The 25,656-nt window shown below is 39.7% G+C and carries 16 protein-coding genes; 6 read left to right on the forward strand and 10 right to left on the reverse strand.

The genetic code is table 11. The features are described 5' to 3' along the window. Positions 1–87: 87 nt before the first annotated feature. The 3 genes from ND2E_RS21090 to ND2E_RS21080 all read right to left on the reverse strand — a co-directional run bounded on the left by ND2E_RS21090 (position 88) and on the right by ND2E_RS21080 (position 3,752). Positions 88–1,545, reverse strand: a complete 1,458-nt coding sequence (locus tag ND2E_RS21090; protein ID WP_052056156.1) for a reverse transcriptase domain-containing protein — start codon at positions 1,543–1,545, stop codon at positions 88–90. A gap of 565 nt (positions 1,546–2,110) precedes the next feature. After that, on the reverse strand, positions 2,111–3,331 hold the full coding sequence (locus ND2E_RS21085; RefSeq protein ID WP_033091832.1) for a M56 family metallopeptidase: 1,221 nt from the start codon (positions 3,329–3,331) through the stop codon (positions 2,111–2,113). Beyond that, positions 3,324–3,752 (reverse strand): BlaI/MecI/CopY family transcriptional regulator, encoded by a 429-nt coding sequence (locus tag ND2E_RS21080; RefSeq protein ID WP_223303487.1) that lies wholly within the window; start codon positions 3,750–3,752, stop codon positions 3,324–3,326. The genes ND2E_RS21085 and ND2E_RS21080 overlap by 8 nt, the downstream gene beginning before the upstream one ends. A gap of 343 nt (positions 3,753–4,095) precedes the next feature. Between ND2E_RS21080 and ND2E_RS22285 the strand changes: the two genes are divergently transcribed. After that, on the forward strand, positions 4,096–4,539 hold the full coding sequence (locus ND2E_RS22285) for an energy transducer TonB (protein ID WP_052056157.1): 444 nt from the start codon (positions 4,096–4,098) through the stop codon (positions 4,537–4,539). A 422-nt stretch (positions 4,540–4,961) separates the two neighbouring features. Here ND2E_RS22285 and ND2E_RS21075 read toward each other — a convergent pair whose 3' ends face one another. From ND2E_RS21075 to gcvA, 3 genes are all read right to left on the reverse strand, one after another. Continuing rightward, positions 4,962–6,161 (reverse strand): porin, encoded by a 1,200-nt coding sequence (locus ND2E_RS21075; RefSeq protein WP_033091833.1) that lies wholly within the window; start codon positions 6,159–6,161, stop codon positions 4,962–4,964. 126 nt (positions 6,162–6,287) lie between these two features. After that, positions 6,288–8,795: a CoA transferase gene (locus tag ND2E_RS21070; RefSeq protein ID WP_033091834.1), complete on the reverse strand. Its 2,508-nt coding sequence runs from the start codon at positions 8,793–8,795 to the stop codon at positions 6,288–6,290. A gap of 392 nt (positions 8,796–9,187) precedes the next feature. Further along, positions 9,188–10,081 (reverse strand): transcriptional regulator GcvA, encoded by an 894-nt coding sequence (gene gcvA, locus ND2E_RS21065; protein WP_033091835.1) that lies wholly within the window; start codon positions 10,079–10,081, stop codon positions 9,188–9,190. Positions 10,082–10,500: 419 nt separating this feature from the next. Between gcvA and ND2E_RS21060 the strand changes: the two genes are divergently transcribed. The 4 genes from ND2E_RS21060 (at position 10,501) to ND2E_RS21045 (ending at position 16,815) form a co-directional block, all read left to right on the forward strand. Then, on the forward strand, positions 10,501–12,135 hold the full coding sequence (locus ND2E_RS21060) for a BCCT family transporter (RefSeq protein ID WP_081961931.1): 1,635 nt from the start codon (positions 10,501–10,503) through the stop codon (positions 12,133–12,135). 131 nt (positions 12,136–12,266) lie between these two features. Next, positions 12,267–13,427 carry an iron-containing alcohol dehydrogenase gene (locus tag ND2E_RS21055; RefSeq protein ID WP_033091836.1) on the forward strand — a complete coding sequence of 387 codons (1,161 nt, stop codon included), beginning with the start codon at positions 12,267–12,269 and terminating at the stop codon, positions 13,425–13,427. Between the two features lie 42 nt (positions 13,428–13,469). Then, complete coding sequence (locus ND2E_RS21050; RefSeq protein WP_033091837.1) at positions 13,470–14,966, forward strand: CoA-acylating methylmalonate-semialdehyde dehydrogenase; 1,497 nt, start codon at positions 13,470–13,472, stop codon at positions 14,964–14,966. Positions 14,967–15,093: 127 nt separating this feature from the next. Beyond that, positions 15,094–16,815 carry an MFS transporter gene (locus ND2E_RS21045; RefSeq protein WP_052056158.1) on the forward strand — a complete coding sequence of 574 codons (1,722 nt, stop codon included), beginning with the start codon at positions 15,094–15,096 and terminating at the stop codon, positions 16,813–16,815. Between the two features lie 127 nt (positions 16,816–16,942). Here ND2E_RS21045 and ND2E_RS21040 read toward each other — a convergent pair whose 3' ends face one another. From ND2E_RS21040 to folE2, 3 genes are all read right to left on the reverse strand, one after another. Further along, on the reverse strand, positions 16,943–18,370 hold the full coding sequence (locus ND2E_RS21040) for an FAD-dependent oxidoreductase (protein WP_033091838.1): 1,428 nt from the start codon (positions 18,368–18,370) through the stop codon (positions 16,943–16,945). A gap of 25 nt (positions 18,371–18,395) precedes the next feature. Further along, the gene (gene gltB, locus ND2E_RS21035; protein WP_033091839.1) at positions 18,396–22,856 is read right to left on the reverse strand and encodes a glutamate synthase large subunit; all 4,461 of its coding nucleotides are present in this window, start codon (positions 22,854–22,856) and stop codon (positions 18,396–18,398) included. A gap of 454 nt (positions 22,857–23,310) precedes the next feature. Further along, positions 23,311–24,237 carry a GTP cyclohydrolase FolE2 gene (gene folE2 / locus ND2E_RS21030; protein WP_033091840.1) on the reverse strand — a complete coding sequence of 309 codons (927 nt, stop codon included), beginning with the start codon at positions 24,235–24,237 and terminating at the stop codon, positions 23,311–23,313. A 247-nt stretch (positions 24,238–24,484) separates the two neighbouring features. On the opposite strand from folE2, the gene ND2E_RS21025 reads away from it, so the two are divergent. Continuing rightward, positions 24,485–24,841: an Hpt domain-containing protein gene (locus ND2E_RS21025; protein ID WP_223303488.1), complete on the forward strand. Its 357-nt coding sequence runs from the start codon at positions 24,485–24,487 to the stop codon at positions 24,839–24,841. 72 nt (positions 24,842–24,913) lie between these two features. On the opposite strand, the gene arcA is transcribed toward ND2E_RS21025, so the two are convergent. Continuing rightward, a complete protein-coding gene (gene arcA / locus ND2E_RS21020) occupies positions 24,914–25,615 on the reverse strand; it encodes a two-component system response regulator ArcA (RefSeq protein ID WP_033091842.1) in 702 nt (233 codons plus the stop codon). Positions 25,616–25,656 lie beyond the last annotated feature (41 nt).

Below are 25,656 nucleotides of genomic sequence, written 5' to 3' on the forward strand. Positions count from 1 at the left end.
AGCCGATCACTCAATACCATTTTGACCGAAAAGTGATCGGCATCGATGGTATTGAGTGATCGCGATGGATGGTATTAGGTGATCGGCTTAGATGGTATTAGGTGATCGCGATGCATGAGAATATGCAATAACTAAAAAACTTGGTATTTTCAATAGCCTTTTTCCATGTACTTTGCTTCGGTTACACCCTTTAAGTAGGTTTTTTCTTGATACATTAAATGGAAAACTGTGATTTCGAGGCTGATGGTGAGCAATTAATAGTTTAGAGCGTTTTTGTACAGCTTTAAAAATCGCATTTACAAGCCACCCATCTAATGACTTCATCTGAACCTCATTATTAATAAGAGGATAAAAACTCATGATACCTTTAAAAAATATTCTGTTACTTCTACCTGAAAGGTACGCATTCAACATATCTTCTGACAAATTCCCATACATATACCTACGAACTTCGCAGATTGCGCTTAATAACGCTTCATCTCTATTATTCGCAGGTATTTTTAAAGCTGTTAAAGTTGAAGCTTTAAGAGGTTGTATAAGGTGCTTATATAGAATATAAGACATTTCGCGTTTCATCTTAATAACTGATGACTTTTTAATTGAAACATTATTAACAGATATTGAATACCCTAAAAACTCTACACACTCTTTAGTTTTATAGAACTCTGATCTCATCTCTTTTGGACAAAGAATACTAATACCTTCAGATTTTTCGGAATTTAAGGCAACACCAACCTCTTGTGAGAAGCTTGTCATAATATCAAGAGCTTTAGTAATTTTGGTGTAATCTTGTGACCATATTATTGTGTCATCTGCGTAACGTGCAAACTGCAACCCTTCTTTTTCAAGCTGTTTATCTAACTTCCAACATGCCAAATTCGCTAAGAAAAGAGAAATGGAAGTACCTTGAGGAATTCCTTTGTCACGCCCTTTAAGAAACGATTTAATTACACATCTTTCTTCTTCACTGATAAAAAAACCATTTTTATTAAATTGTTCAAATAAAAATTGATGTGATATCGTATCAAAGAACTTAGAAAAATCGAACTCAGCAACAAAGAGCCTTGAACTTTGAGATAGCTCAACTGCGATATCTTGAATAGCAAAATGAACATTTCTATCGTCTCTATAAGCGTAAGAAAATGAACTAAATCTATGTTTGTTTTTTGACAATAAACGATGATAAAAGAAAGTAGATATTGCTGCATCAGGAATTTGATAAACAGCCACCTCTCGATAGCCACCAGATGATTTAGCTATTTTATTTCTAGATGGCTCGAAAGGCTCATAAGTCTTAGTTTCGATTTTTTTTGCAATGGAATATGCAATGGTTTTTGCGTGTTTTTTTACATAAAAAGGATCAAACTTTTTATCATCGAGCCATTGAAGAGGTTTTTTAACCGATTTTAAATTTGTAGGAGATGACGAGCGAGTTTTTTTGCGCTCATTTTCTACATATAAAGCATTATGGTAAGCGTGGTGTCTTAAAGTTAGCTTTTCAGCCTCATTCTCAATATACCACGTTATTTTTTCATGTAATTCCATTTTATTTCTCCTAAAAAAAAACCAGCTTTCGCTGGCTTTAATCCACGGACACAACCTACGTAAAAGATAGTCACTACATTCCTTAGTAAAATGTTTTATCAACTAAGGGACCTTCTTGAATACCATGTAAAAAACATTAGTAATCAAGAATTAAGGGAGTCCGCTCACCTCTATAGGCATAAGTTAATTAGAGCAAATACACGTAACTAAGTCAATGACCGCTTTGAGCTTAAACCAGTCCCACAAGTGAGCAGAAAATCATGGCTAATATTGCCCTAAATTTGCAAAGGCTTATGTCCGCAATTGGCTATCAGTTGACCTAAAGAACAACCGATAACTAACGTCCGCTAAGCGCACTATCGAGATATATTCACTTTTGCCACAAAGCCTCTACAACTTAGATATGAATTTATTTTAATATATGGTTTGCCTTGCCATCAAATCAGCTATACGCGCATTATCAGTACATTTTCCTGCTTTATTCATTACTTACGATTTGCAAAAAAGTAGTACGTTGTATCTCAATTAAAGGTAATAAGAATGGGCAAATTTAAACTAATTGATATTACTTGGGCGTAACTAAAATTCCTTCGGTATTTTTCTTTACTAGCTTAATAGGCTGACTATTTTGCTTTCTAAAGTTGAGCTGCACTTCAACTCCATCAACGTTATCTTGTGGTTTTTTATACTGCCAAGTTTCAATGGCATTGATCACTTCATTATCAAAAGCGCCAGCAGGTTGAGAGGTATTGATCTTAATATTTTCTGTTTGACCATCTTCATTTATCGAGAACGATGCAATCGCAAACCCTTCAATATCGTTAGAAGCAGCTTTTTCAGGATAAACTGGCAGTATTCGCATAATTGGTTTAATCAAACCACTGTGAAAATTTTCGAGTATGTGTACTGAAAACTGCATAGAAAAATTAATGAGGATTAATAAAACGAGTAAAGGTAGTAGGTAAGCTTTGTTACTCGCTGAAGAAGTCGTTATTTGAATAAGGCGGCAACTATAAAAGCCTTGCTGAAAAAATGAAGCACTCATTGGCGAATTTACTTGTTTGCTTGTTTGTGAAACTAATAGCGCTTTTGAATAACTGAGTTTCTGTTGTTTAGTTTTGTCAGCTAAAACCAGCTCATCACATGAGACTTCCTGACATAAATGAAAATGTTTTCGTGCATACCAAACGGCAGGATTAAACCAAAATGCCATATGAATAAGCATGACTAAAAAATTCCAAAACAGGTCTCCTCGTCTAATGTGCTTTAACTCATGCGCGATAATCATCTGCTGTTGTTGCTTGGTATAATCAGCCTGAAAAGCTTTAGGCACAACGATAATTGGTGAAAAGTAGCCTGAGCTAAAAGGGGTAGATATTCGACTTGCGCTATATGCCCCAATATTTTTTGGCAGCAAGTTCCTTAATGATAAACATTCTTTCATTTCTAGGTGTTTGAAAAATAAAATATGTCTTATCAGATAATTTGCTAATAAAGAGCAAAAACCGAATATCCACACCAACAGTATAGGTGTACTGTATTGGTGGATAACTTGATTGTATTTAACTAGCTCTTGTTGGTAACTCATTAACTGTGGCTGGCTGGGGGGAGCTGTACTAATGGATGTAAAGTCAATACAACTGAAAAGCAGGCTTAAGGGGATAACTAACCAGCAAGCGTAAATAATACTTGCACTAAGCTTTTTAAAACCGAATTGCTGAAAGACGACTAAAAACAGTAGTAACGGAGTCATTACTACAGCTTGTTCGATGAGCCAGCTAATCATTGCTTTGCTCCCAGTCAGAGATTATCTTTTTCAACTCATCAACATCGTTTTGAGAGAGTTTTTCAGATTTAGCAAAACTTGCAACTAAGGGGGAAACCTTCCCGCCAAATAACCTCTTTAAAAAGTTATCGCTTTCTTTGATTATGTACTCATTCTTATCGATTAAAGGCTGATACAAGTAATGACGGCTGCGTTTTTCAAAAGAAATCGCTTGTTTTTTTACCAGCCTTCCGAGTAATGTTTTTACAGTTTTTTCATGCCAAGAATCTTGCTGATTTAGCCTATCAACAACATCTTTAGCTGTGCAGGGATATTCTGCCCAAATGGCGTTTAATATTTCAAATTCCGCCTTGCTTACTTCCATTGCTTTCTCTCTATAAATTACATGTGTAATCAATTGTTTCAAGGTTACACCTGCCATTTGTAATAGCAAGCATTAATTAACTACAAAAGGGGTTAGCGAGAATGCGACTAGTGAATGTTGCCGCTCTTTTGAGTGGCATTGAATTACCTATATACCTAATTTCATTTTAACTTTAGTGCTATACCGACTACCAATGACGTAAGTAATAATCGAAGTACTTGTCGTTGTTTATTTTAAATTTGACACGAGAGATTACAACTGTAATTATAATTGTAGATTACAGTTGTAATCTATGGTGGCATGGACATCTATACAAGTAGGTACAAAAGCTTTACTAGGTTGCTCCTTATTAAAAATAACAGTAATAACTTAAAACTCATCATTATCGAGGAAAGAAAATATGAAAATACGTCTAAAAAATTTGTTGAATGGATGTACTAGTACATGGCGCTTTTTGCCTTCGGCAATTTTACTACTATGTAGCTCAATTGCTTTTCAAAGTATTGGCGCGAATCCGCTTAACACTGACCATATAGAGGTATCAGTAATTAAAAGAGCTGTACCCAATTATCCAAAGTACGCTGTAAAAAATCAGATAGAAGGCACTGTTTTATTAAACTTCAGTATTGAGAAAGATGGCAATGTATCTGATATTCAGGTAACTGCGTCTGACCACGATGGGCTTTTTGATGCCAGTGCAATATTAGGTGTTCAAAAGTGGGTTTACACCAAGCCTGCAAAGAAAATTCGTAATAATTACGTGGCTATTGAATTTGCACTTACCGATGAACCTTCTACGTCACAGTTTAGCAACGTTGAAAAAATTCAAGTTAGAGGGGAATAGTGCCAACTTTCGCATTGGGTATGACAAGAGACTTTTAGCTTTCAGTTGCTGACAGTCTCTTGATGTTCCTTTGAGCTTGAAGCATCAGGACTAAAAAAGTCATGGCGTGATACTTACCTCGAGCAAGCAGTTAATTGCTGAATTAGCACATGATTGGAGTTCAAAAAACGGCGGTAAGCTTATTCAGTATTGTTTGAAAAAGTATGATCGAAGTTACACTAGAAATTTCAAACGGCATGAGTTAGTCGATTGATAGTTACTATTGCCATAAAGTGTTCTGACCATCAAGCATTTTGCAAAGTCACTTCTTGTTGCCTGTAAATTATATTGTGATAATAAAAAAGCCAATCGGTTACGCGATTGGCTTTGCACAATGTCTTTATCAATGATGGTAAACAGACAGAAAACTTTATACCGTGTTATTAGAAGTAATAACCAAAGTTAATATTTAAACGACTATTGGTTTCATCGCTATCGCCTGCGAGGCTGCCACCAAGAAATGGTTGATTCTGTCCAATAGCATAATCAATTAAGGTATATAAATTACCTGAGGTAACCATTACGCCTGTGACGTTCATCATGGTATCTTCTTTTAAACCGCCTGATTTATCGGTCATTAAATTATAATCGTTGTAAAAGGTTAGGTTGGTAATTGGCCCTATTGTTACGGGTAAAGAATAGGATAGGTTCATGTTATAAATTGTAGCGGATGCAGGGATAGTATCGTAAAAGGCGTAGGCACCAACCGTAACAAAATCAGATCCGTCATCTAGATCATATTCATAATCAGTGTACTGAAACATGAAACCAAAATTATTTATGTTGCCCTTAGTATGAATGGCATAAGCATTATGATCACCAGCATTGCCATCTTCACCTTCAATACCACCAGATAATACTGAAGCACCTACCTCAAAATTATCAAATTTATATGCATAACGAAGATTAAAGGTACTATCATCGGCAAGGCCTTGTTGTGGAGTATCATATATCCCTTCGCCAGGATTTCTTGTGCCGACAATGTCATAAGAATAGCGACCGGTTTTATCACCGACATAACCATCAATGCCACCCATCTCATCTGTTTTGAAAAATGCGATGCGTATATCGTGCTTGTCATAATCACCAATGAACGATAAACCTGCATCGTAATCATCTTCTAAGCCAACGTAAAAATTGGTACTAAAAAAGAAGCTATTTGAATTATACGTTAGGTTGCCAAAGGGGACTTGTGTGATACCTACTTGTCCTTGCCAGTTATCATCAAACTGATAGGCAACGTATGCATGATGCACCGCGTCCATATATTGATACCAGCGATATTGAGCTGATAATGTCACATCACCAATAGTGCCGTTGAAATCTAGACGGAAAACATCAAAATCAAAGTCTCCGCCACGATCTTTATCATCTTCGTCATAATCCTTGATGCCATATTGGAAGCGCACTGCACCACCGACTTTAATTGATGCGTCTTTGGCTTCTTTGTCTGTAGCCAACTGTTGTTTAATTTCCTTAAGTTCTTGTTTGACTTCATCCAACTCTGTTAATTCAGAAGCATTCGCCATCATGGAAAATGATGTAGTGGCAATTATCGCCATTGCTATTGATGAAATTTTCATGGGTATTATCCTGTTTTTTAATAGTTTTAATTAAGGGTAACGCGCTTTTTTTCTATCGTTCACCATCGACAGCAGTCATTGCTGTCGATGGTTTGGGTAGTAATTTTCAGAATGGTTGCTAAGGCATTAGCTAGGTAAGAATTCTTTGCCCCAGCCGGTACCAGCGATTTTATTGTCAATCATTGATTGAATTTTTTCGTCGCTGTAACCAATACTTGCAAGTACTGTTCTGGTTGAATGACCAAAACGTTCCGTTTCAGGCTGAGCCAAAATAGTTGCCTCAGTAGGGCGGATTGAATAGTGGTCGATCAAGGTAACACGATGACCACTTGGGTGATTATTGTAAGTTGAGAAGGCATAGCTGCCACGGTCTATACCAACAGTGCCATCAGCTTCACGGGTATATTGATCACGTAACTCTTCAATACTCATGGGCTGAACAGCGGGAAGACCTGCATGACGTAGCTTCTGCGCCCAGTTCTCTGCTGAATCTTTACTAAAAGCATCCGTCAGGAAGTCGCTGATGCAATCTACTTGGCTGATGCCAGATAAGCCATCAACGGTTTCAAGTATTGCTAATTGATCGCTATCTGAATCAAGGTAAACCCAACCGTCATTAGCCTGATAAAAATGTGATAAGGCATCATTACCTAACACTTCACGACCTGATGCTTCATCAAATGGACCGCGATCTTTATAATCAAAGGCAAATTTAACTTGTGCTAAATTTGTTACCGCAGAAAGCGAGGTTCTTGCTCTAGATATTTCACCGGTTTTTTGTTTGTGATAAAGCGATAGCGCCATACCTAAACCGCCAGCAAAACCACAGTTAACGTCTAGTGTGCCTAAGTGAGCATGTTCTTCAGGTGTTTTATTACCACCAAATCGACTCATTATTCCACTGTTGGCCTGAATAATATCGTCGTAGCCGATGTAGTCAGTTTTAGGTCCTCGTTTGGGGCCACCTAAGCAATCTAAACGGCAGAATAAAACGCCTGGATTTATCGCCTGCAAGCTTTCATTATCTAAACCAAGTGGTTTCATTTGACGCTCTGGCGCGTTAATAACAACAAGATCAACAGATTTCACCAGCAACTCAAAGGCTGCTCGACCTTCATCGGTATTAATATTAACAAGAGCGCTTTTTTTACCAATATTGGTTTGGAAGGTAAAAAATGTACCAATCAATGGATCGTAAAGTGGTGTGACAGGATCGAGCTTGATAACCTCGGCGCCAAAACGGCCTAAAAACGCGGTAGAGTGAGGGCCAGCGATAACATTAGTCAAATCTAAGATTCGCACACCATCTAACCAACCGTGTTGAGACTGCGTATCAATATTTTTTCCGGTAGGTCTTGTGACAACTTCATTATTGGCAACCGAGACTAACTGCGACATGGCTTGATCAAAATTAACGTCTTTGCGCGGTTTTGGCGTTAACATTTGACTTACCGACTCTTCTAACCAAGCAATAGGGCCCGGTTGTTTCATCACGCCATGTTGTGGGTCTTCTACTTCAACGATGAGCCCCGAGGCATTACAATGTTCGCTGTTTACCCATTCTTGTGTGGTGCGATGTGGCGCTCCTGGAATTTGTCCTTCCCCGAAAACAACGCCCCATTCTTCGGATGTTTTAGTTAAAAAGACTCTTTTCATTTTAGTGGAAATGATGTCAGCCCATTTCTTTGGTAGAGGGTAAACACCGATGGAGGTTTCACCATCCCACTCGTTGATAGGCAAGTGGAGATCTTTAACTTCAGGTAAACCTTCGGCTCTCAGTTCATCGTAGATACCCATTGCTTTTAAGCAGCGGCTAGCATGGTTACGATGCGACGGACATACAACATAGAAGAAGCGACCATCACGACATTGGTAGGTGCGATAAAATGGGTCTAGGTATTCTTGCAAATCCTGATAACTAAGATCCATTTCAATGTTGTTTTCTTTGCGATGGGCAATTTCATGTTCACGCATGGTTAGGTAACGATCTGGTGTATTTTCAATGACTACCGAGTTATATGATAAACCTTCCATTAAGGCGGCAACGATAGGCACTTCTACATGATCACCGCGACCTGATTTCTCACGCGATAATAAGGACATAACCACAGAGCTTGCTGCTAGTGTAGTAGCATACGATGAGCCGAGCGCTAAAGGTGAGAAGCTTGGATTTAACCCCATTAGAACACGATTGAATCCCATATCGGTAAATGCACCAGATGCCGCTGCGACGATCGCTTCTGTGGCTTTCCACTCTTTACGAAGTTGATCGTTACTGGCAAAGCCTGGGAGCGATACGGTAATTAATTCCGGACGATTTTTACGTAATTCTTCAAAATTTATACCTAAACGATTCATCACATTAGGTGTAAAACTTTCAAGTACTACATCAGCATTCTCAATTAATGCCAAGGCTTGGTTAAGGCCTGTTTCTGATTTTAAATCTATGCGTAAACTACTTTTATTACGATTTAAAATGGCGTTAGCTGGATGATCCCATTGAGGTCCTTTTGGCGGATCTATATGGATAACCGTAGCACCTAAGTCGGCAAGAATCATCGCGACAGCTGGTCCAGCAATTTGTTGGCCAAAATCAATAACGCGCACGCCGACTAACGGTAAATTATTTTTCATATTAAATTGTCCTTATGGCTCTTTTACTGTTGATCCCTTACTGTGTTGGACTTAAAAATTTGTCCAAACTGTTGAGAATCACTTTTAACGGATTTTAAAATGCTGTTTAAAATTTCGTTATATATTAAAAGGTTATACTCTCTTTGCTATCGATTTAGCTCTGTGAGTTATTTGGTTGGTTGATAATAGGACGTCTTTAGAAAGTGAACCAGCAATAAAAAACGCCCCAAAGGTATAATTTTATTTATGGATAATTAAGACTGTTTAGAGGACAAATAATTAAAAACGGGGTGGGAAATTTGGGGTGTTGGTACGAGATAAGAGGTGTGAATTGGCGTGCGTTTTTTGGCAAGTTAAAATACATCCCTGTATTACTTACGAGAGAAACACAATTATTGTTGTGCTACTTCCTCTAATAACCAGCTTCTAAAAATGTCTGCATGGGGGTGTCTAGCCTGCGAGCGGGCATATACTAAATAAAAGGCTTCATCAGTTGCGACTTTTTGTTCAAAAGGTACAACCAAACGGCCAGATTTTATCATACCGTCGACTAAGCTAGTGCGTCCAAGTGCTAATCCTTCACCTTGGGCAGCCATCTCAAGCGCTGTTATTAACGTGTCAAATTGAAAGCCTTGACTTAGTTTTATATGTTCATGATTGGTTTGATTTAGCCAATGCCCCCAACCTTCTTCATAACCAATAACGTGTAATAACGTATGATTGGGTAAATCATCAGGCGTGACTAACGATGTATTTTTTTTCAAAAAATCGGGACTACAGACTGGAAATAACTCATCCCATGTCAAACGATCTGATTTCAATGCCTGCCACTTACCTTTGCCATAACGAATTTCAAAGTCATTATCGGCAGAGCTTTCCTTATCATCAGTCCAAATGTTACTGGTAATTTCTAAATTTATATTTGGATATAAGGCTCTGAAATTGCTAATTTTGGGGGCCAACCATTTTAGAAAAAAGACTAAATTAACTTTTACATTGAGTAAGTCAGTTCTACCTTGTCCAAAAATTTCTTCGGTGGCGATACTGAGTCGCTCGACTGATTCATGTACAGCAGGTAAATATGCAGATCCGGCATTGGTAAGTTCTAAACCTCGAGGTAAGCGTTTGAACAATACTGCACCTAGCTGACTTTCGAGGCCTTTGATTTGTTGGCTAACGGCTGCCTGAGTGAGGTTTAATTCGAGTGCGGCATGGGTGAAGCTTAAGTGACGCGCAGCGGCCTCAAATGAGCGAATCCAATTAAGAGGTGGTAATCTTTTTTTCATGATGTAGTCCCGCTTATATTATTTATTATTATAGTTTTCATTCATGTTTAGTGAGTTTTTTAATTTAACTCACTAAGTTTTGCGCAACAGTATTTCATAAATCACCGAATTATATTCATAAATATTTTTATACCTTTGGGGTGATTTTTATTGGTTGTGATTATTTTGACTCTTCCACAAAATGAGGCTCGTGTCATTTTTGGTCATGATTATTTGCTCTATCAATGTTGAACTCTTAAACAACTGATACCTAATAACGTCACCGAACAATATAGATATATATAGAACTAGAACTAGAAGAACATATTTAAGGCACTACACTTTGTACATGATAATTCATGGCAAAACTTACAGATTATAATGGTGATTAATGTCAATGAGCACATTAACCAACCAGTAGCTAATATAGGAGTTACTACATGAAGAATATTTCAAATATGATCAAAACCAATGGGGTACTGTCTGGGGTTAACCCAGTGATGGCCATTGGTTCAGCGATACTTGTTTCTTTGTTTGTGCTGTTTACCGTAATTGACCCAACATATGCCGGGTCAATTTATACTGCTGCAAAAGGCTTTATCGCAACGAATTTCGCATGGTATTACATTGGTTTAGCAAGTTTTTTCTTATTTCTAGCGATTTATACTGCTTTTAGTCGGTACGGTAGTATTAAGCTTGGTGCGGATGATGAACAACCTGAATATAACTTCTTTTCTTGGTTTTCAATGTTATTTGGCGCCGGTATAGGTATAGGTATTCTGTTTTGGAGTATAGCCGAACCCATCTATCATTTTCAGAGCAATCCGTTCATTGCTGAAGGGCAAGCATTGACTGCGGAAGCTGCACAAGTGGCTATGCGCATTAGTATTTTCCATTGGGGATTACATGGTTGGGGAATCTTTGCTATGGCAGGTTTATCGCTAGCATATTTTTCATACCGAAAAGGCATGCCACTGTCTGTACGCTCAGGTCTCTATCCTATCTTTGGTGACCGTATCTATGGTCCTATTGGTCATGCTGCTGATTTATTAGCGGTATTTGGCACAGTATTTGGTATTGCTACTTCACTAGGGTTAGGTGCTCAGCAAATGAATGCAGGTCTTGGTTACTTGTTCGGTATTGAAATCTCTACTACTAACCAAGTCGTGCTGATTGCTATTGTCTCTATATTAGCGACGTTGTCGGCATTAAGTGGTGTGAATAAAGGTATTAAGTTACTGAGTGAATATAATATGCACCTCACCACCGTTATATTGACCTTTTTCTTGGTGCTGGGTCCAACTGCGTATCTATTAGGTGCATTTGCGACCAATGTCGGTGATTACTTAGTTAATGCAGTATCCCTTGGCCTTTGGATAGATCCAGATCCTAAGGGGCAATGGCAAGGTTGGTGGACTATCTTTTATTGGGGTTGGTGGATTGCCTGGGCTCCGTTTGTCGGCATATTCATCGCTCGAATTTCTAAAGGTCGTACTATTAAAGAGTTTGTCTTAGGTGTGTTACTTGCGCCAACTATTTTGGCTACTTTCTGGATAACTGTTTTTGGTAATACTGCAATATTTATTGAGTTATTTGGTGCTGGCGGCATTACTGAAGCGGTAAATAAAGATATCACCATGTCATTATTTACTACGCTAGAGCTGATGGAACTGGGTCCAATGTTAACCTTAATTGGCGCATCAATCTGTGTGGTTATGTTAGTGACCTACTTTGTAACCTCTGCGGATTCTGCGACTTTAGTTATTTGTACCTTAGTGTCTATGGGCAATGAACATCCACCTGCACGTTTTCGAGTGTTCTGGGGGCTTTCAATTGGTGCTGTTGCTGGTGTGTTGCTGCTTGCTGGTGGATTAAAGGCATTGCAAACAGCGTCTATTGTTGCTGCGTTGCCTTACTCAGTAGTACTAATATTAACAACGTGGGCATTATTCACATCACTGCGTAAAGAGCCTTTGCCCGGTGCAAAAAAATCTAAGTTAAGTGATAAAAATAGTGAGTCGGCAGCTGATATTGAAAATACCGATAAATTAAAAACAGTAGACCATATCGCTTAGTTGTTTACCTTCCGGTCTAGGCTGATTCAATCGCTTATACCGGAATGCATTGATGGCTAGCATTGAAAATCATCTTGATGCGTTTATATACGCCTCTTAAAAAATAAAACTTGTAACAAGGAACTATTTCTATGTCTTCGCAAATCATATTACCGCGCATTATGCAGGTAGGTTATGGCGCCAGTCTTGAAGTACCTAGTGTACTCACTAGCCTAAATTGTCAACGTGCTTTAATAGTAACCGATAAAATGATGGTGCAGCTGGGTTATGCCAACACGATTCAAACGGTATTACAGCAGCATGATATTGCCTGTGATGTTTTTGATGATACTGTACCTGAGCCGACCGTTGCGTCTATTCAGGCGGGAGTTGCTAAAGCAAAAAATGGTGATTATGACTGTATTATTGCGCTAGGTGGAGGCAGTCCAATAGATAGTGCTAAAGCTATAGCCATTTTGGCTAAACATGGTGGCGTGATGCAGGATTATCGCTTTCCTCGAATGGTAACAGAACAAGGCTTACCTCTTATCGCTATACCAACTACCGCAGGTACGGGCTCTGAAGTAACAAAATTCACCATTATCACCGATGAAACAAGTGATGAAAAAATGTTATGTGTTGGTATTGGCTTTATGCCTCTAGCTGCATTGGTTGATTATAAATTAACAATGAGTTTACCTCCACGCATAACGGCGGATACTGGCATTGATGCACTCACACATGCCATGGAAGCCTACGTTAGTAAAAAAGCTAACCCTTATAGTGATAGTCAAGCTATTGCTGCGATTAAGTTAATCGGACCGAACTTACGAAAAGTTTTTCATGATGGCAGTGATAAAAAGGCACGTGAGGCTATGATGCTTGGTTCGACATTAGCGGGTGTAGCATTCTCTAGTGCATCGGTTGCTTTAGTGCATGGTATGAGTCGACCAATTGGTGCCTTTTTTCATGTTCCTCATGGTTTATCGAATGCGATGTTATTGCCTAGTGTTACCGAATTTTCAATCGCCTCTGCGCCAGAAAGATACGCTGATTGTGCTCGAGCCATGGGCATAGCCTCAGATCTCGATAGTAATGATGAGGCTAATCAAAAACTATTAATTGAACTTAGGGCATTAAATAATGAATTAGCAGTACCAACGCCGCAAGAGTTTGGTATTAAGCGCGATGACTTTTTCGAAGTATGTCAAACCATGGCCAAACAAGCGTTGGCTTCTGGCTCGCCAGGTAATAACCCTATTGAACCGTCTATCGATGAGATGGTTGCTATCTACCAAGGGCTATGGGATTAACCTTAGCCATTAATATTATTTTTACAATTCTAGGAATTATTTATGAATACAATCGGACACTTAATTAACGGCGAAATTTGCACCGATGCTGCGCGCACTCAAGATGTGTTTAACCCTGCAACGGGTGAAGCTACTAAGCAAGTTGCATTAGCCTCTGTTGAGACAGTTGAACAAGCAATTTCTGCGGCACAAACTGCATTCCCACAATGGCGAAATACGCCTGCTATCAAACGCGCTCGCGTAATGTTTCGTTTCAAAGAGTTACTGGAAGCAAATGCCGATAAAATATGCGAAATGATCGGCGAAGAGCATGGCAAAATATCACATGATGCAGCGGGTGAATTACAGCGTGGTATTGAGAATGTTGAATATGCTTGTGGTGCGCCAGAGTTATTAAAAGGTGAACATAGCAAAAATGTTGGACCAAATATTGATTCATGGAGCGAATTTCAACCCTTAGGTGTTGTTGCTGGTATCACGCCGTTTAACTTCCCTGCAATGGTGCCTTTGTGGATGTTTCCGATGGCAATTGTTTGTGGTAACTGTTTTATTTTAAAACCATCAGAACGCGATCCAAGTTCAACACTTTTTATTGCTCAGTTATTGAAAGAAGCTGGTTTATCTGACGGTGTCATGAATGTTGTGAACGGCGATAAAGTGGCCGTTGACGTCTTGTTATCAGATGAACGCGTGAAGGCAGTTAGTTTTGTAGGTTCAACGCCAATTGCTGAATATATTTATGCTACAGCTAATGCCAATGGCAAACGCTGTCAAGCGTTAGGTGGCGCTAAAAATCACGCTATTGTCATGCCAGATGCAGACATGGATAATGCGGTTAATCAATTATTAGGCGCAGCATTTGGCTCATCAGGTGAGCGCTGTATGGCCTTGTCAGTAGCTGTTGCTGTGGGTGATGTCGCTGGCGATGCATTAGTTAGCAAAATGACAGCTGCAATGGCAGGCCTTAAAGTGGGTGCATTTAGCGATAGTACTAATGACTTTGGTCCTGTCATTACTAGCCAACATCGCGATAAAGTTGTTGGTTATATCAACCATGCGCAAGAGCAGGGAGCAACGATTGTTGTTGATGGCCGTAGCCCTGAAGTTGAAGGTTATGGTAATGGTTTCTTTGTTGGCGGCACCTTAATAGATAATGTCACAGCCGACATGGTGAGCTATAAAGAAGAAATCTTTGGACCTGTTCTTCAAGTGATGCGCGTTCAAACTATGCAGCAGGCGATGGATTTAATTAATGATCACGAATACGGTAATGGTACTTGTATCTTTACTCGTGATGGCGAAGCGGCGCGATACTTCTCTGATAATATTCAAGTAGGTATGGTAGGTATCAATGTACCTTTACCTGTGCCTGTTGCCTATCATAGTTTTGGTGGGTGGAAGCGTTCGTTGTTTGGTGATTTACATGCTTATGGCCCAGATGCGGTGCGTTTCTACACTAAGCGTAAAACAATTACTCAACGTTGGCCTTCCGCTGGTGTGCGCGAAGGGGTAGAATTTTCTATGCCTACGTTAAAGTAATAACAACTTACCACTTTATATTACCCTCTAAATATTAAGGGTTGAGCGATATCTTATCTCCCATAAGGTATCGCTTTTTTATTCATTAAAATAAATCGAGTTGTCAGTTTTATAGAGGTTTTTATTTATGCACTCAACGTTTAGAACATTGTTCCCCTTATTTGTTAGTTGTTTCGTTTTACTCTTAGCAAATGGATTAATCAATGTGTTATTACCTGTGCGTATGGGCTTAGACGGTGCAGGGATTGATACGATCGGCATGGTGTTATCACTATATTTTGTCGGTATGTTGTTGGGGGCGCTACTGAGCATTAATCTGATAAAACGTGCTGGTCATATTCGAGTTTTTGCCGGATGTGTTGCCTTAGGAGCGATCAGTATTTTGATCTGTAGCCTCTATTCTGACCCTATCTTATGGGGCACGATGCGTGTAGTGACTGGTTTTTGCAATGCTTGTGCGTTCACCGCTATGGAAAGCTGGCTCAGTTCAAGTTCCACCAAAGAAACACGGGGTAAAACACTCGCGGTATATAATGCTGTGTGGTTAGGTGGCTTGTTTGGCGGTCAATTTTTTATGAACTTGGCCAGCCCACAGGATACCACCTTATTTGTTATTGCTGGAATCTTGCTCTGTGTTGCGGTGATCCCCCTAGTCTTGAGTCGTCACCCAGGACCAGTGATTGAGGAAGTCAGTGCTATGTCACTGCGAGCACTTTATAAAATATCGCCCTTAGGCGTGGTCAGTTGTTTGGTCTCTGGTGTCATTTATTCTGCTTCATTTAACTTGCTGCCAGTTTTTGCTGGTGAATTTAATATTATTGATTTCGAGCTTTCTCTTTATGTCGGTACCGCAATATTTGGCGCTTTCATTTTACAATTTCCTGTGGGTTATTTGTCAGATCGGTATGATCGTCGTACCGTACTCTTTATTATATTAATTATTTCAGCGCTGGTTGACTTAACTATACCGGCATTTGCGGCAGCAGGTAATCTGCTTGGAGTCTTTAGTGCTACTGCAATCACCTGTGGCATTATTGCCTGTACATATCCCCTTAGTATGTCTGAAGCGTTTGATAAATTAAGACAGAATCAAATGGTTGCAGCCATGGGCGGGATGATTTTTGCCTTTGCTATGGGCGGTATAATAGGACCTTATGCGGCATCGTTGGTTATGGATACTTTAGGCAGTATTTTTCTTTTCTATTTTTTGGCATTAAGCCAACTTTTATTAGCAGGGTTTGTTGTTTATCGTATGACGGTGCGACAAGCACTGCCTATAGCAGAACAGGAGAGTTTTGTTATGCAGGGGGCTGAAGCTTTTTCAGCTATTGATCTTGACCCTCGTACTGAGTTCATAGCACCTAAACAACCTCTTAGCGCAGAAGAAGAAGCAACGATTTCCATTGCCGAATCAGATCCCGCAGCGGCGGTAAAAATGACTCAAGCAATTGCAAAACATGATCCTACTATGGGAGTAGACATTGTTGGCGCCGTGGCAACCACGGAAAATATGAATGTACTGCGTCTTCACGAAGTGATGAAAGAAACTATACCTGATCAGATTCAGGAACTTACACGTGTCTTGATTATTGCTCAACCTCAGCAGGCTCATGGGTTAATGCTTCAATTGGCTACATGGTATCCTGAGCATGTGGTTCAGATGGCTCTTGATATTGGCCGAAAATTGCCAGAGTTGCGAAGTGAAATGGTGAGGGTGGTTGATAAAGCAGTACCAGATTCTGTAATCAAAGTTGAAGAATACTTCGTTAAAATAGCGACTGAAGAACTCGAAGCAATGCGACCTGCTGATAGGAAAAATGATGTGGAGGTGAACTATTGCTCATCGTAATACCAAGGGTAGAAATTAAGTGAGCATTTTCAAATGGCCGAAATATCATTAATATACTAGGGTTAAGGCAATAAAAAAGCTGCAGGTAGAAACGAGCAGCTTTATCATTTTCTAAGGTAAGTGCTAACTATTGGGTGATGAAGTCTAATATACCCATAGCAGCTTTTCGGCCTTGATCAATCGCAGTCACAACTAAGTCAGAGCCAAGCACCATATCACCACCGGCGAAGACATTTTGTTTGCTCGTTTGTAGGGCAAAGTCAGAATTATCCACTGCAACAACACGTCCACGAGCGTCTAACTCTACGCCAGCATCTACCATCCATTGAGGTGGGCTGGGTAAAAAGCCAAAAGCGATTACAATGGCATCGGCTTCCATGACAAAGGCACTGTCGGGGATCGGCTCAGGATTTCGCCTACCATTAGCATCAGGAGCGCCGAGTTGAGTTTTAACAAATTTAATACCGATAGCAGTACCTTGCTCATCAACTGCAATATCAAGTGGTTGTAAGTTAAATTCAAAATTCACACCTTCTTCTTTGGCATTTTGTACTTCACGCGGCGAGCCTGGCATGTTCGCTTCATCACGACGATAAGCACAAGTCACGCTTGTTGCTTGTTGCCTAATTGAAGTTCGTACACAATCCATAGCAGTATCGCCACCACCCAGTACAATGACTTTTTTATCTTTGAAATTTACATAAGGTTTAACTTGGGCGTTATCTGCTTTAGTGATACCCATTAAGTTCTGAGTATTACCAATTAAGAAGTCTAATGCGTTATAAACACCTTTAGCTCCTTCATTGTCAAAGCCACCCGTCATATCGGTATAAGTACCTAACCCTAAAAATACCGCATCATATTCATCGCTAATATCTTTAAAGCTAATATCAGTGCCTACATCGGTATTTAAGCGAAACTCTATGCCCATACCTTCTAAAATTTCACGGCGCGTTTGTATGACATCTTTTTCTAATTTGAATGATGGAATACCGAAGGTGAGTAAGCCACCAATTTGAGCGTGCCTGTCATAAACAACTACTTCAACACCGTTACGAGTAAGCACATCGGCACAGGCTATTCCTGCAGGACCAGCACCAATTACAGCAACACGTTTATCTGTTTTTATAACGTGAGATAAGTCAGGTTTCCAACCCTGAGCAATAGCAGTATCAGTAATATGTTTTTCGATATTACCTATGGTTACCGCACCAAACTCATCATTTAAGGTACAAGCCGATTCACATAACCTGTCTTGTGGACAAACTCGACCACACATCTCTGGCAAGCTGTTGGTTTCATGGCACAAGTCAGCGGCTTCAAAGATTCGATTTTCAGTGACTAATTCAAGCCATTGTGGAATGAAGTTATGCACAGGACATTTCCATTCACAATAGGGGTTACCGCAGTCGAGACAACGGTCTGCTTGACCCGCGCTTTGTTCATTACCCATAGGTTGGTAAATTTCAACGAAGTTAATTTTACGTTCACTAATCGACTTCTTTGCTGGGTCTATGCGTTTTACATCAATAAATTGATAAACATTTTTGCTCATTATTTAAATCCTCAATTCTTACCAATTATTGTGCTTGGACACGAAGTTCAGCGCTTGAACGACTACGGTGACCCAATAAGGTCTTTACATCAGTAGCCGTCGGTTTAATCAGTTTAAATAATGGTGCATATCTGTCAAAGTCATGAAGCATTTCATGAGCGCGTAAGCTGCCAGTTTCTTCAAAGTGTTGATTGATAATGCCACGTAAATGTTCTTGGTGAATGGTTAGATTTTCAATGGCCAGCATTTCAATAGAATCTTTATTCAGGCGAACATCTAAGTCACCCGTTTCATCTAATACATAAGCAAAACCACCAGTCATACCTGCACCAAAGTTAACACCTGTTTCTCCTAGTATAGTAACTATACCGCCAGTCATGTATTCACAAGCATGATCACCTGTGCCTTCAACAACCGCATGACAACCCGAGTTACGCACAGCAAAACGTTCACCAGCACGGCCTGAAGAGAATAATTTACCGCCAGTCGCGCCATATAGACAGGTATTACCCATGATCATTGTTTTATGGCTAGGGTATTCAACACCAACTGGCGGTTTGAGGGTCAATTTACCACCCGCCATACCTTTACCGACATAATCATTGGCATCACCTGTTAAAGTGATATTCAAACCGCCAGCGTTCCAAACGCCAAAGCTTTGTCCTGCAGTCCCAGATAAATGTATGGTAATTGGAGAAGAAGCCATACCTTGATCGCCATGTTGACGAGCAATTTCACCTGATAATGTTGCACCAACAGAGCGATCAGTATTTTGAATTGTAAAACGGAATTCACCGCCTTTGCTATGAGACACAGCATCACTGGCAGCGGCTAAAATCTTCTGATTAAGCTGACCTTCATCAAAGGCAGTATTTTCCTCTGTTTGGTGCAGTGCGGTATTTTCACCCGCAACAACAGGTGCGATTATCGGTGATAAATCTAACTTGCTTTGTTTGGAGGTCATGCCATCAATCTGTACTAATAAGTCAGTTCTACCGATAATATCTGTTAAGCTTTCAACGCCAAGGTTAGCAAGGATCTCACGCACTTCACGTGCAATGAATTTAAAGTAATTCATCACTTGATCAGGTAAGCCTTTAAAGAACTGTTCGCGTAATACTTCATCTTGCGTTGCTACACCTGTGGCACAGTTATTTAAATGACAAATGCGTAGGAACTTACAACCTAGTGCTACCATAGGGGCAGTACCAAAACCAAAACTCTCAGCACCTAAAATCGCTGCCTTAACGATATCAAGACCCGTTTTCAAACCGCCATCAACTTGCAAACGTACTTTATGACGCAAGCCATTGGTTACTAAGGATTGGTGCGCTTCCGCTAAACCGAGTTCCCAGGGGCAACCAGCATATTTGACTGAAGTCAGTGGACTCGCAGCAGTACCGCCGTCATAACCTGAAATGGTAATGAAGTCTGCATAGGCTTTTGCCACACCCGATGCAATAGTGCCAACCCCTGGACCAGAGACTAATTTCACTGAAACAACAGCTTTGGGGTTCACTTGTTTTAAGTCAAAGATAAGTTGTGCTAAATCTTCAATCGAATAAATGTCATGATGTGGCGGTGGAGAAATTAAGGTAACTCCTGGCACGGAGTAACGTAACTTAGCAATTAATGGTGATACTTTGTCGCCAGGTAATTGTCCACCTTCACCAGGTTTTGCTCCTTGTGCTACTTTAATTTGTAAAACATCGGCATTAACTAAGTAATGCGGTGTTACACCAAAGCGTCCTGAGGCAATTTGTTTGATTCGAGAGTTTTTAACGGTGCCGAAACGGCGTTCATCTTCGCCCCCTTCACCCGAGTTTGAATAACCCCCTAAACGGTTCATTGCAATGGCAAGTGCTTCATGAGCTTCTGGGCTAAGTGCGCCAATGGACATAGCAGCGCCATCAAAACGCTTGAACATTTCCCCTTCAGACTCTACTTGATCAAGTTCAATGGGATCGCAGTCATCTCTAAGTTTCAATAAATCTCGAATGGTGGCTACTGGGCGTTGGTTAACTTCATCAGCAAAAGTGCGATAATCGTTATAATCACCGTTTTGCACAGCGCGTTGTAAATAGTTAACCACATTAGGATTAAATGCGTGGTACTCACCACCGTGCACATATTTTAGTATGCCGCCGTGATTCACTTTTTGATGAGGTAAAAATGCTTTGCGTGTTAGGTTGATCGCATCTTGCTGAATATCATTAAAATCAGCACCCTTAATACGACTTGGTAAATCACTAAAACAAAGCGCCATGATATCTTCGTTCAAACCGATCACTTCAAATAAACCAGCACAACGGTAACTAGCAATGGTTGAAATACCCATTTTAGAGAGTATTTTCAATAAACCTTTGTTGATGCCTTCTCGGTAATTGACGATCGCATCACGAGCAGATAAATCAATTTGCTTTTGTTCAACTAATTGTTCAATTGTTTCAAATGCTAAGTAGGGATATATTGCAGTGGCACCTAAGCCAAGTAATACGGCGTATTGATGAGAGTCTCGCACCGACCCCGTTTCGACAATAATATTTGAGTCGCAGCGTAACTGCTGGTCGACCAAACGTTTTTGTACTGCGCCAACAGCCATCGCTGCTGGAATAACGAGTAAACCTGGTTGGATATTTCTATCTGATAACACCAAAATAACCGTGCCATTGTTGCGCACTAGGTCTTCTGATTCATCACATAAACGTCTGATAGCCGCTTCTAATCCTTCTTTTGCATCAAAGCTAAGCGATAATGTGTCAGATCTATAATGTTCAGGGTCTAAATCGCGGAGTTGTTTTAAGCCGGTATACATTAATACTGGTGTAGAAAATAACATGCGATCGGCATGACCCGATGTTTCGTTAAAAACGTTATGTTCACGACCAATACAAGTACCTAATGACATGACATAGCGCTCACGCAATGGGTCAATTGGCGGATTGGTTACTTGCGCAAATTGCTGACGGAAATAATCATATAAAGTACGCGTTTGACTTGAGAGTACTGCCATAGGAGTATCATCTCCCATAGAGCCAGTCGCTTCTTGACCGTTTTCAGCTAAGGTTTTAATGACTTGCTGAATTTCTTCATAGCTGTAATTAAATATTTTATGGTACTGATTCATCTCTTCATCGGTGAATGCACGTTGACCAATTAAATTTGCTTCAAGTTCATCAAAAGGGATTAAACGGCGAATATTTTTTGTTAACCAGTCCCTATATGGATGACGTTCTTTTAGATTATTATCAATATCAGCGGAGTGAGAAACTTTGCCCGTATAGGTATCAATGGCGAGCATTTCACCAGGGCCAACACGCCCTTTTTCTACAACTTCATCTTCGCCGTAATCCCAAATACCGACTTCTGAGGCGAGGGTAATAAATCCATTACGTGTGATAACATAACGGGCAGGGCGTAGACCATTTCTATCAAGGTTACAGGCAACATGACGTCCGTTAGTCATTACGACACCAGCAGGACCATCCCACGGTTCCATATGCATAGAGTTGAATTCATAGAAGGCACGTAAATCATCATCCATTAAGGGGTTATTTTGCCATGCAGGGGGCATTAATAAACGCATTGCACGGTATAAGTCCATACCACCAGCCAAAAAGAGTTCTAGCATGTTATCTAAAGATGATGAATCAGATCCTGTTTGGCCGACAAACGGAGCAGCATCTTGCAAATCAGGTAATAGTGGTGATTTAAAACGATGCGTTCTCGCTCGGCTCCATTGACGGTTACCGTTAATGGTATTGATTTCACCATTGTGCGCTAAGTAGCGGAAAGGTTGGGCTAAATGCCATTGAGGCGAGGTATTGGTCGAAAAGCGCTGATGAAATACACAAATAGCACTTTGCATGCGAATATCAGCTAAATCTAAGTAGAAGTTAGGCAAATCTACCGGCATCATTAGCCCTTTATAGATTGTTACTAAGCAAGACAAACTCGCTACATAGAATTTCTGGTCAGTAATACGTTTTTCAGCACGACGTCGTGCCATATATAAACGACGTTCTAGCTCTAGATTTCTCCATCCTGGAGGCGCATCTACAAATATTTGCTCTATTGTGGGTAAATTACCGATGGCAATTTCACCTAATACAGATGTATCGACAGGAACCGCTCGCCAGCCTATTAATGTTAAGCACTCACTTGATAACTCTTCTTCTAATATTTTTTTAGAAAGTGCCGCTTCTATAGGATCTGGGCTTAGGAATATCATGCCTACAGCATATTTTTTACCCAGTTTCCAGTTATTGTCAGCGGCTACGGCGCGAAAAAAGCTGTCTGGTTTTTGCAATAATAGGCCACAACCGTCACCTGTTTTACCATCGCTGGCGATACCGCCACGATGTTGCATACGATCTAAAGCGGAAATAGCGGTCTTAATTAGTTTGTGACTGGTTTCACCCTGTTGATGGGCAATTAGACCAAAACCACAGTTGTCTTTTTGGACGCTATGATCATAAAGTTGCATGTTTTTCTCCTAATAATAAACCAACTTACTTACAGGACAGGTAAAAAAGAATAAAGGCATGGAAAAAATGCATAAATACACCTCTTTTTAAGTAAGTGGACCTATCAACACTACCCAGTTCTTCGTTAAAGGTCAATTAAAATAGAGCTTTTGCTCGTCAGCCATTTTGATGGCTGTATCGAGTCGTAACTGGATAATTAGAAGGTGATTTTATCAAGGGATTGTTTTTGTTGTGATTGTTATTTACGAGAGTTGTTTATATTTTTATCGAGGAACAAGATGAAATAAATACTGTGTATAGCTATGTAATATTACATGGCTATACACAGTTTTGCTTATTATTATCTATGTGAATTAGATCACTGGTGTTTTTGCCAGCAATTTAGTCACAGACATAAAAAAACCAATAGCGACGACACTATTGGTTTTAGTTTAATAATAGAATTAATTATTACTATGGCTGATAGCCATTCTCGACACCCTTAGTTGTGACGCTGACAGCATCATGGGCGTGGAGTGACTCTAAATGATTTATTTTTAACCAGAAGTCATCGAATTGCTTTGACTGGTTTAAACCGTGCTGTAAACGACGAGCAGCATCTTCACAAAACATTAAGTTCTGACCATTTAAGCGTGCAAACTCTTGCTCATCTTCGCGTTTTACTGCAGCCTGGACTGGTGTTTTAAGTGAATCTTCAATGAGATCAACTATTTCAGTAATAGGAAAGTCATTAACACTTGAGTTAAGTTTTACTTTTACTTCTGCAACAGAGCGTTGTGAATGTGGGGTTGCTACAATCCCTTCTGTTGTACCTAACCAGTCATGAACGTCAGTTAAAGCCAACTCACTTTGTTGCGCAAATTTATCTTGAAAAGCTTTTTGAATCAGCTGTCTTGCAAGTGCAGCAGAACATGGACAAGTTGATGAGTATCGTACATCAATAGCTAATTCAATTGTTAGTTTACCTTTATTAAGGTATCCCGTTAGCGTTACAGGGTAGGCTTTCCAACCCTCTTTCCCGCTAATTAAGGATTTTCTACGCAAATGATACTCAAAGTTAAATTGTACTTTAGCTTGGTCACTTAAATCTTGGTGGCTACTAATAAAACCATCAAGCAAGCTCACTAAACTTTGATAGTTAAGTACATTACTTGTAGATAATTCATCGATAAGTAGATAAAGGCGCGACATATGGATGCCTTTAGCTTGTGCTTCTTTTAAGTTTACAAAGGCATCAATATGAGCTGAGACCATACGCTCACTCACACCTTTTGAGGCAACCATAATAGGCATTTCAATGTTACTCATGCCGACCCAGTCAAGTGTACCTTCGGTTTGAGCTGTTGTATGGTTGGCGATATCTGGCATTGATGTCGTCATTTCGACTCCACTTTAAACGATAATTACTAACTACTCATCAAATTATTCTTGGAATATAGATGAAGAGTAGATCTAAGGGCGCACATTCTAGCTTATTTTTTAATGGTAATCATTACTGTTGTTGCTATAGAGATGAAAAATATAGCTATATGATATGTTTTTTCATAACTTTCAATAAGTTTGTCTGAGTTTTATTACTGCGGTAATATAGAAGCTTCCTATATTCTTTACAGAAAAAGGCTTTATTGTGGAAACTAAACCATCGAATCCTGATTTAGATCTGGAGTTACTACAAGGTTATTTAGACAGTTTAGGAAAAACAATTGTTGAGCAGATGTTTTCTTTATATTGTCAGCAGGTAGAAATTTACCTTAATGATATTGAAAGGTCACAACTTACTGATTCTATTTCTGGATGGCAAGAGCATTGCCACAAAATGAAAGGCGCCGCCGCAAGTGTTGGCATGTATCAATTACATGGACAACTAAAGTTACTAGAAAAAACGGATGCATCGACAGATAAAAAAGCGGTCTTGCTAGAGGAGTTGAGATCATCTAATGAGCAAGCAATAGTTGCCTTTCAACATTGGCTGGAGAGTGTATAGCCTAACATTTTTACAGCAAAGCTATACAAGTGCAGCCCGTTGAGGGCTGCAAATTTTTGTACTTAAAATTTATTAATCTAGAGTACCAACAAAGCGATAACCCTCGCCATGAATAGTATTAATTAACTCTGGAGTGTCTTGGTTAAGCTCAAAATGTTTGCGTAAGCGCCTAATGGTGACATCGACAGTACGATCATTAGAACGTAAATCTCTGCCAGTCATTTCTTTAATTAATTCTTGGCGTGAAATTATTTTACCTGCATTTTTGATCAGTAAGCTTAATGCACGAAATTCACCACGAGGAATAGCAATCACTTCACCTTCTGGGCTGGTCATTTGACGAGAATTACCGTCTAATACCCAATGATTAAAGCTCATAATACTTTGTTCTGGTTCAGTACTTGTTTGCCCAATGCGGCTCAAAATATTACGCGCTCTGATAGTCAACTCGCGTGGATTAAAGGGTTTAGTCAAATAATCATCTGCGCCAATCTCTAGGCCGAGTATCTTATCAATATCACTATCTCTACCGGTCAGGAAGATCAATCCTAAGTCTTTATTTGCGGTAAGTTCACGAGCTAATAATAAGCCATTTTTCCCTGGTAAATTAATATCCATAATGACAAGGTTAATGGTGTGTAGTCTAAGCTGTTCAGCCATACTATTGCCATCAACCGCTTCGAAAACGACGTAACCTTCTGCTTCAAATAAATTGCGTAAGTTAAAGCGGGTAACGTCTTCATCTTCGACAACTAAGATTTGATAAGTCTGCATGTTGAAATTTACCTAATTTTTAAATGGTGATTGCGATTATT

The organism is Colwellia psychrerythraea (genome assembly GCF_000764225.1).
Taxonomy (GTDB): Bacteria; Pseudomonadota; Gammaproteobacteria; order Enterobacterales; family Alteromonadaceae; genus Colwellia; species Colwellia psychrerythraea_D.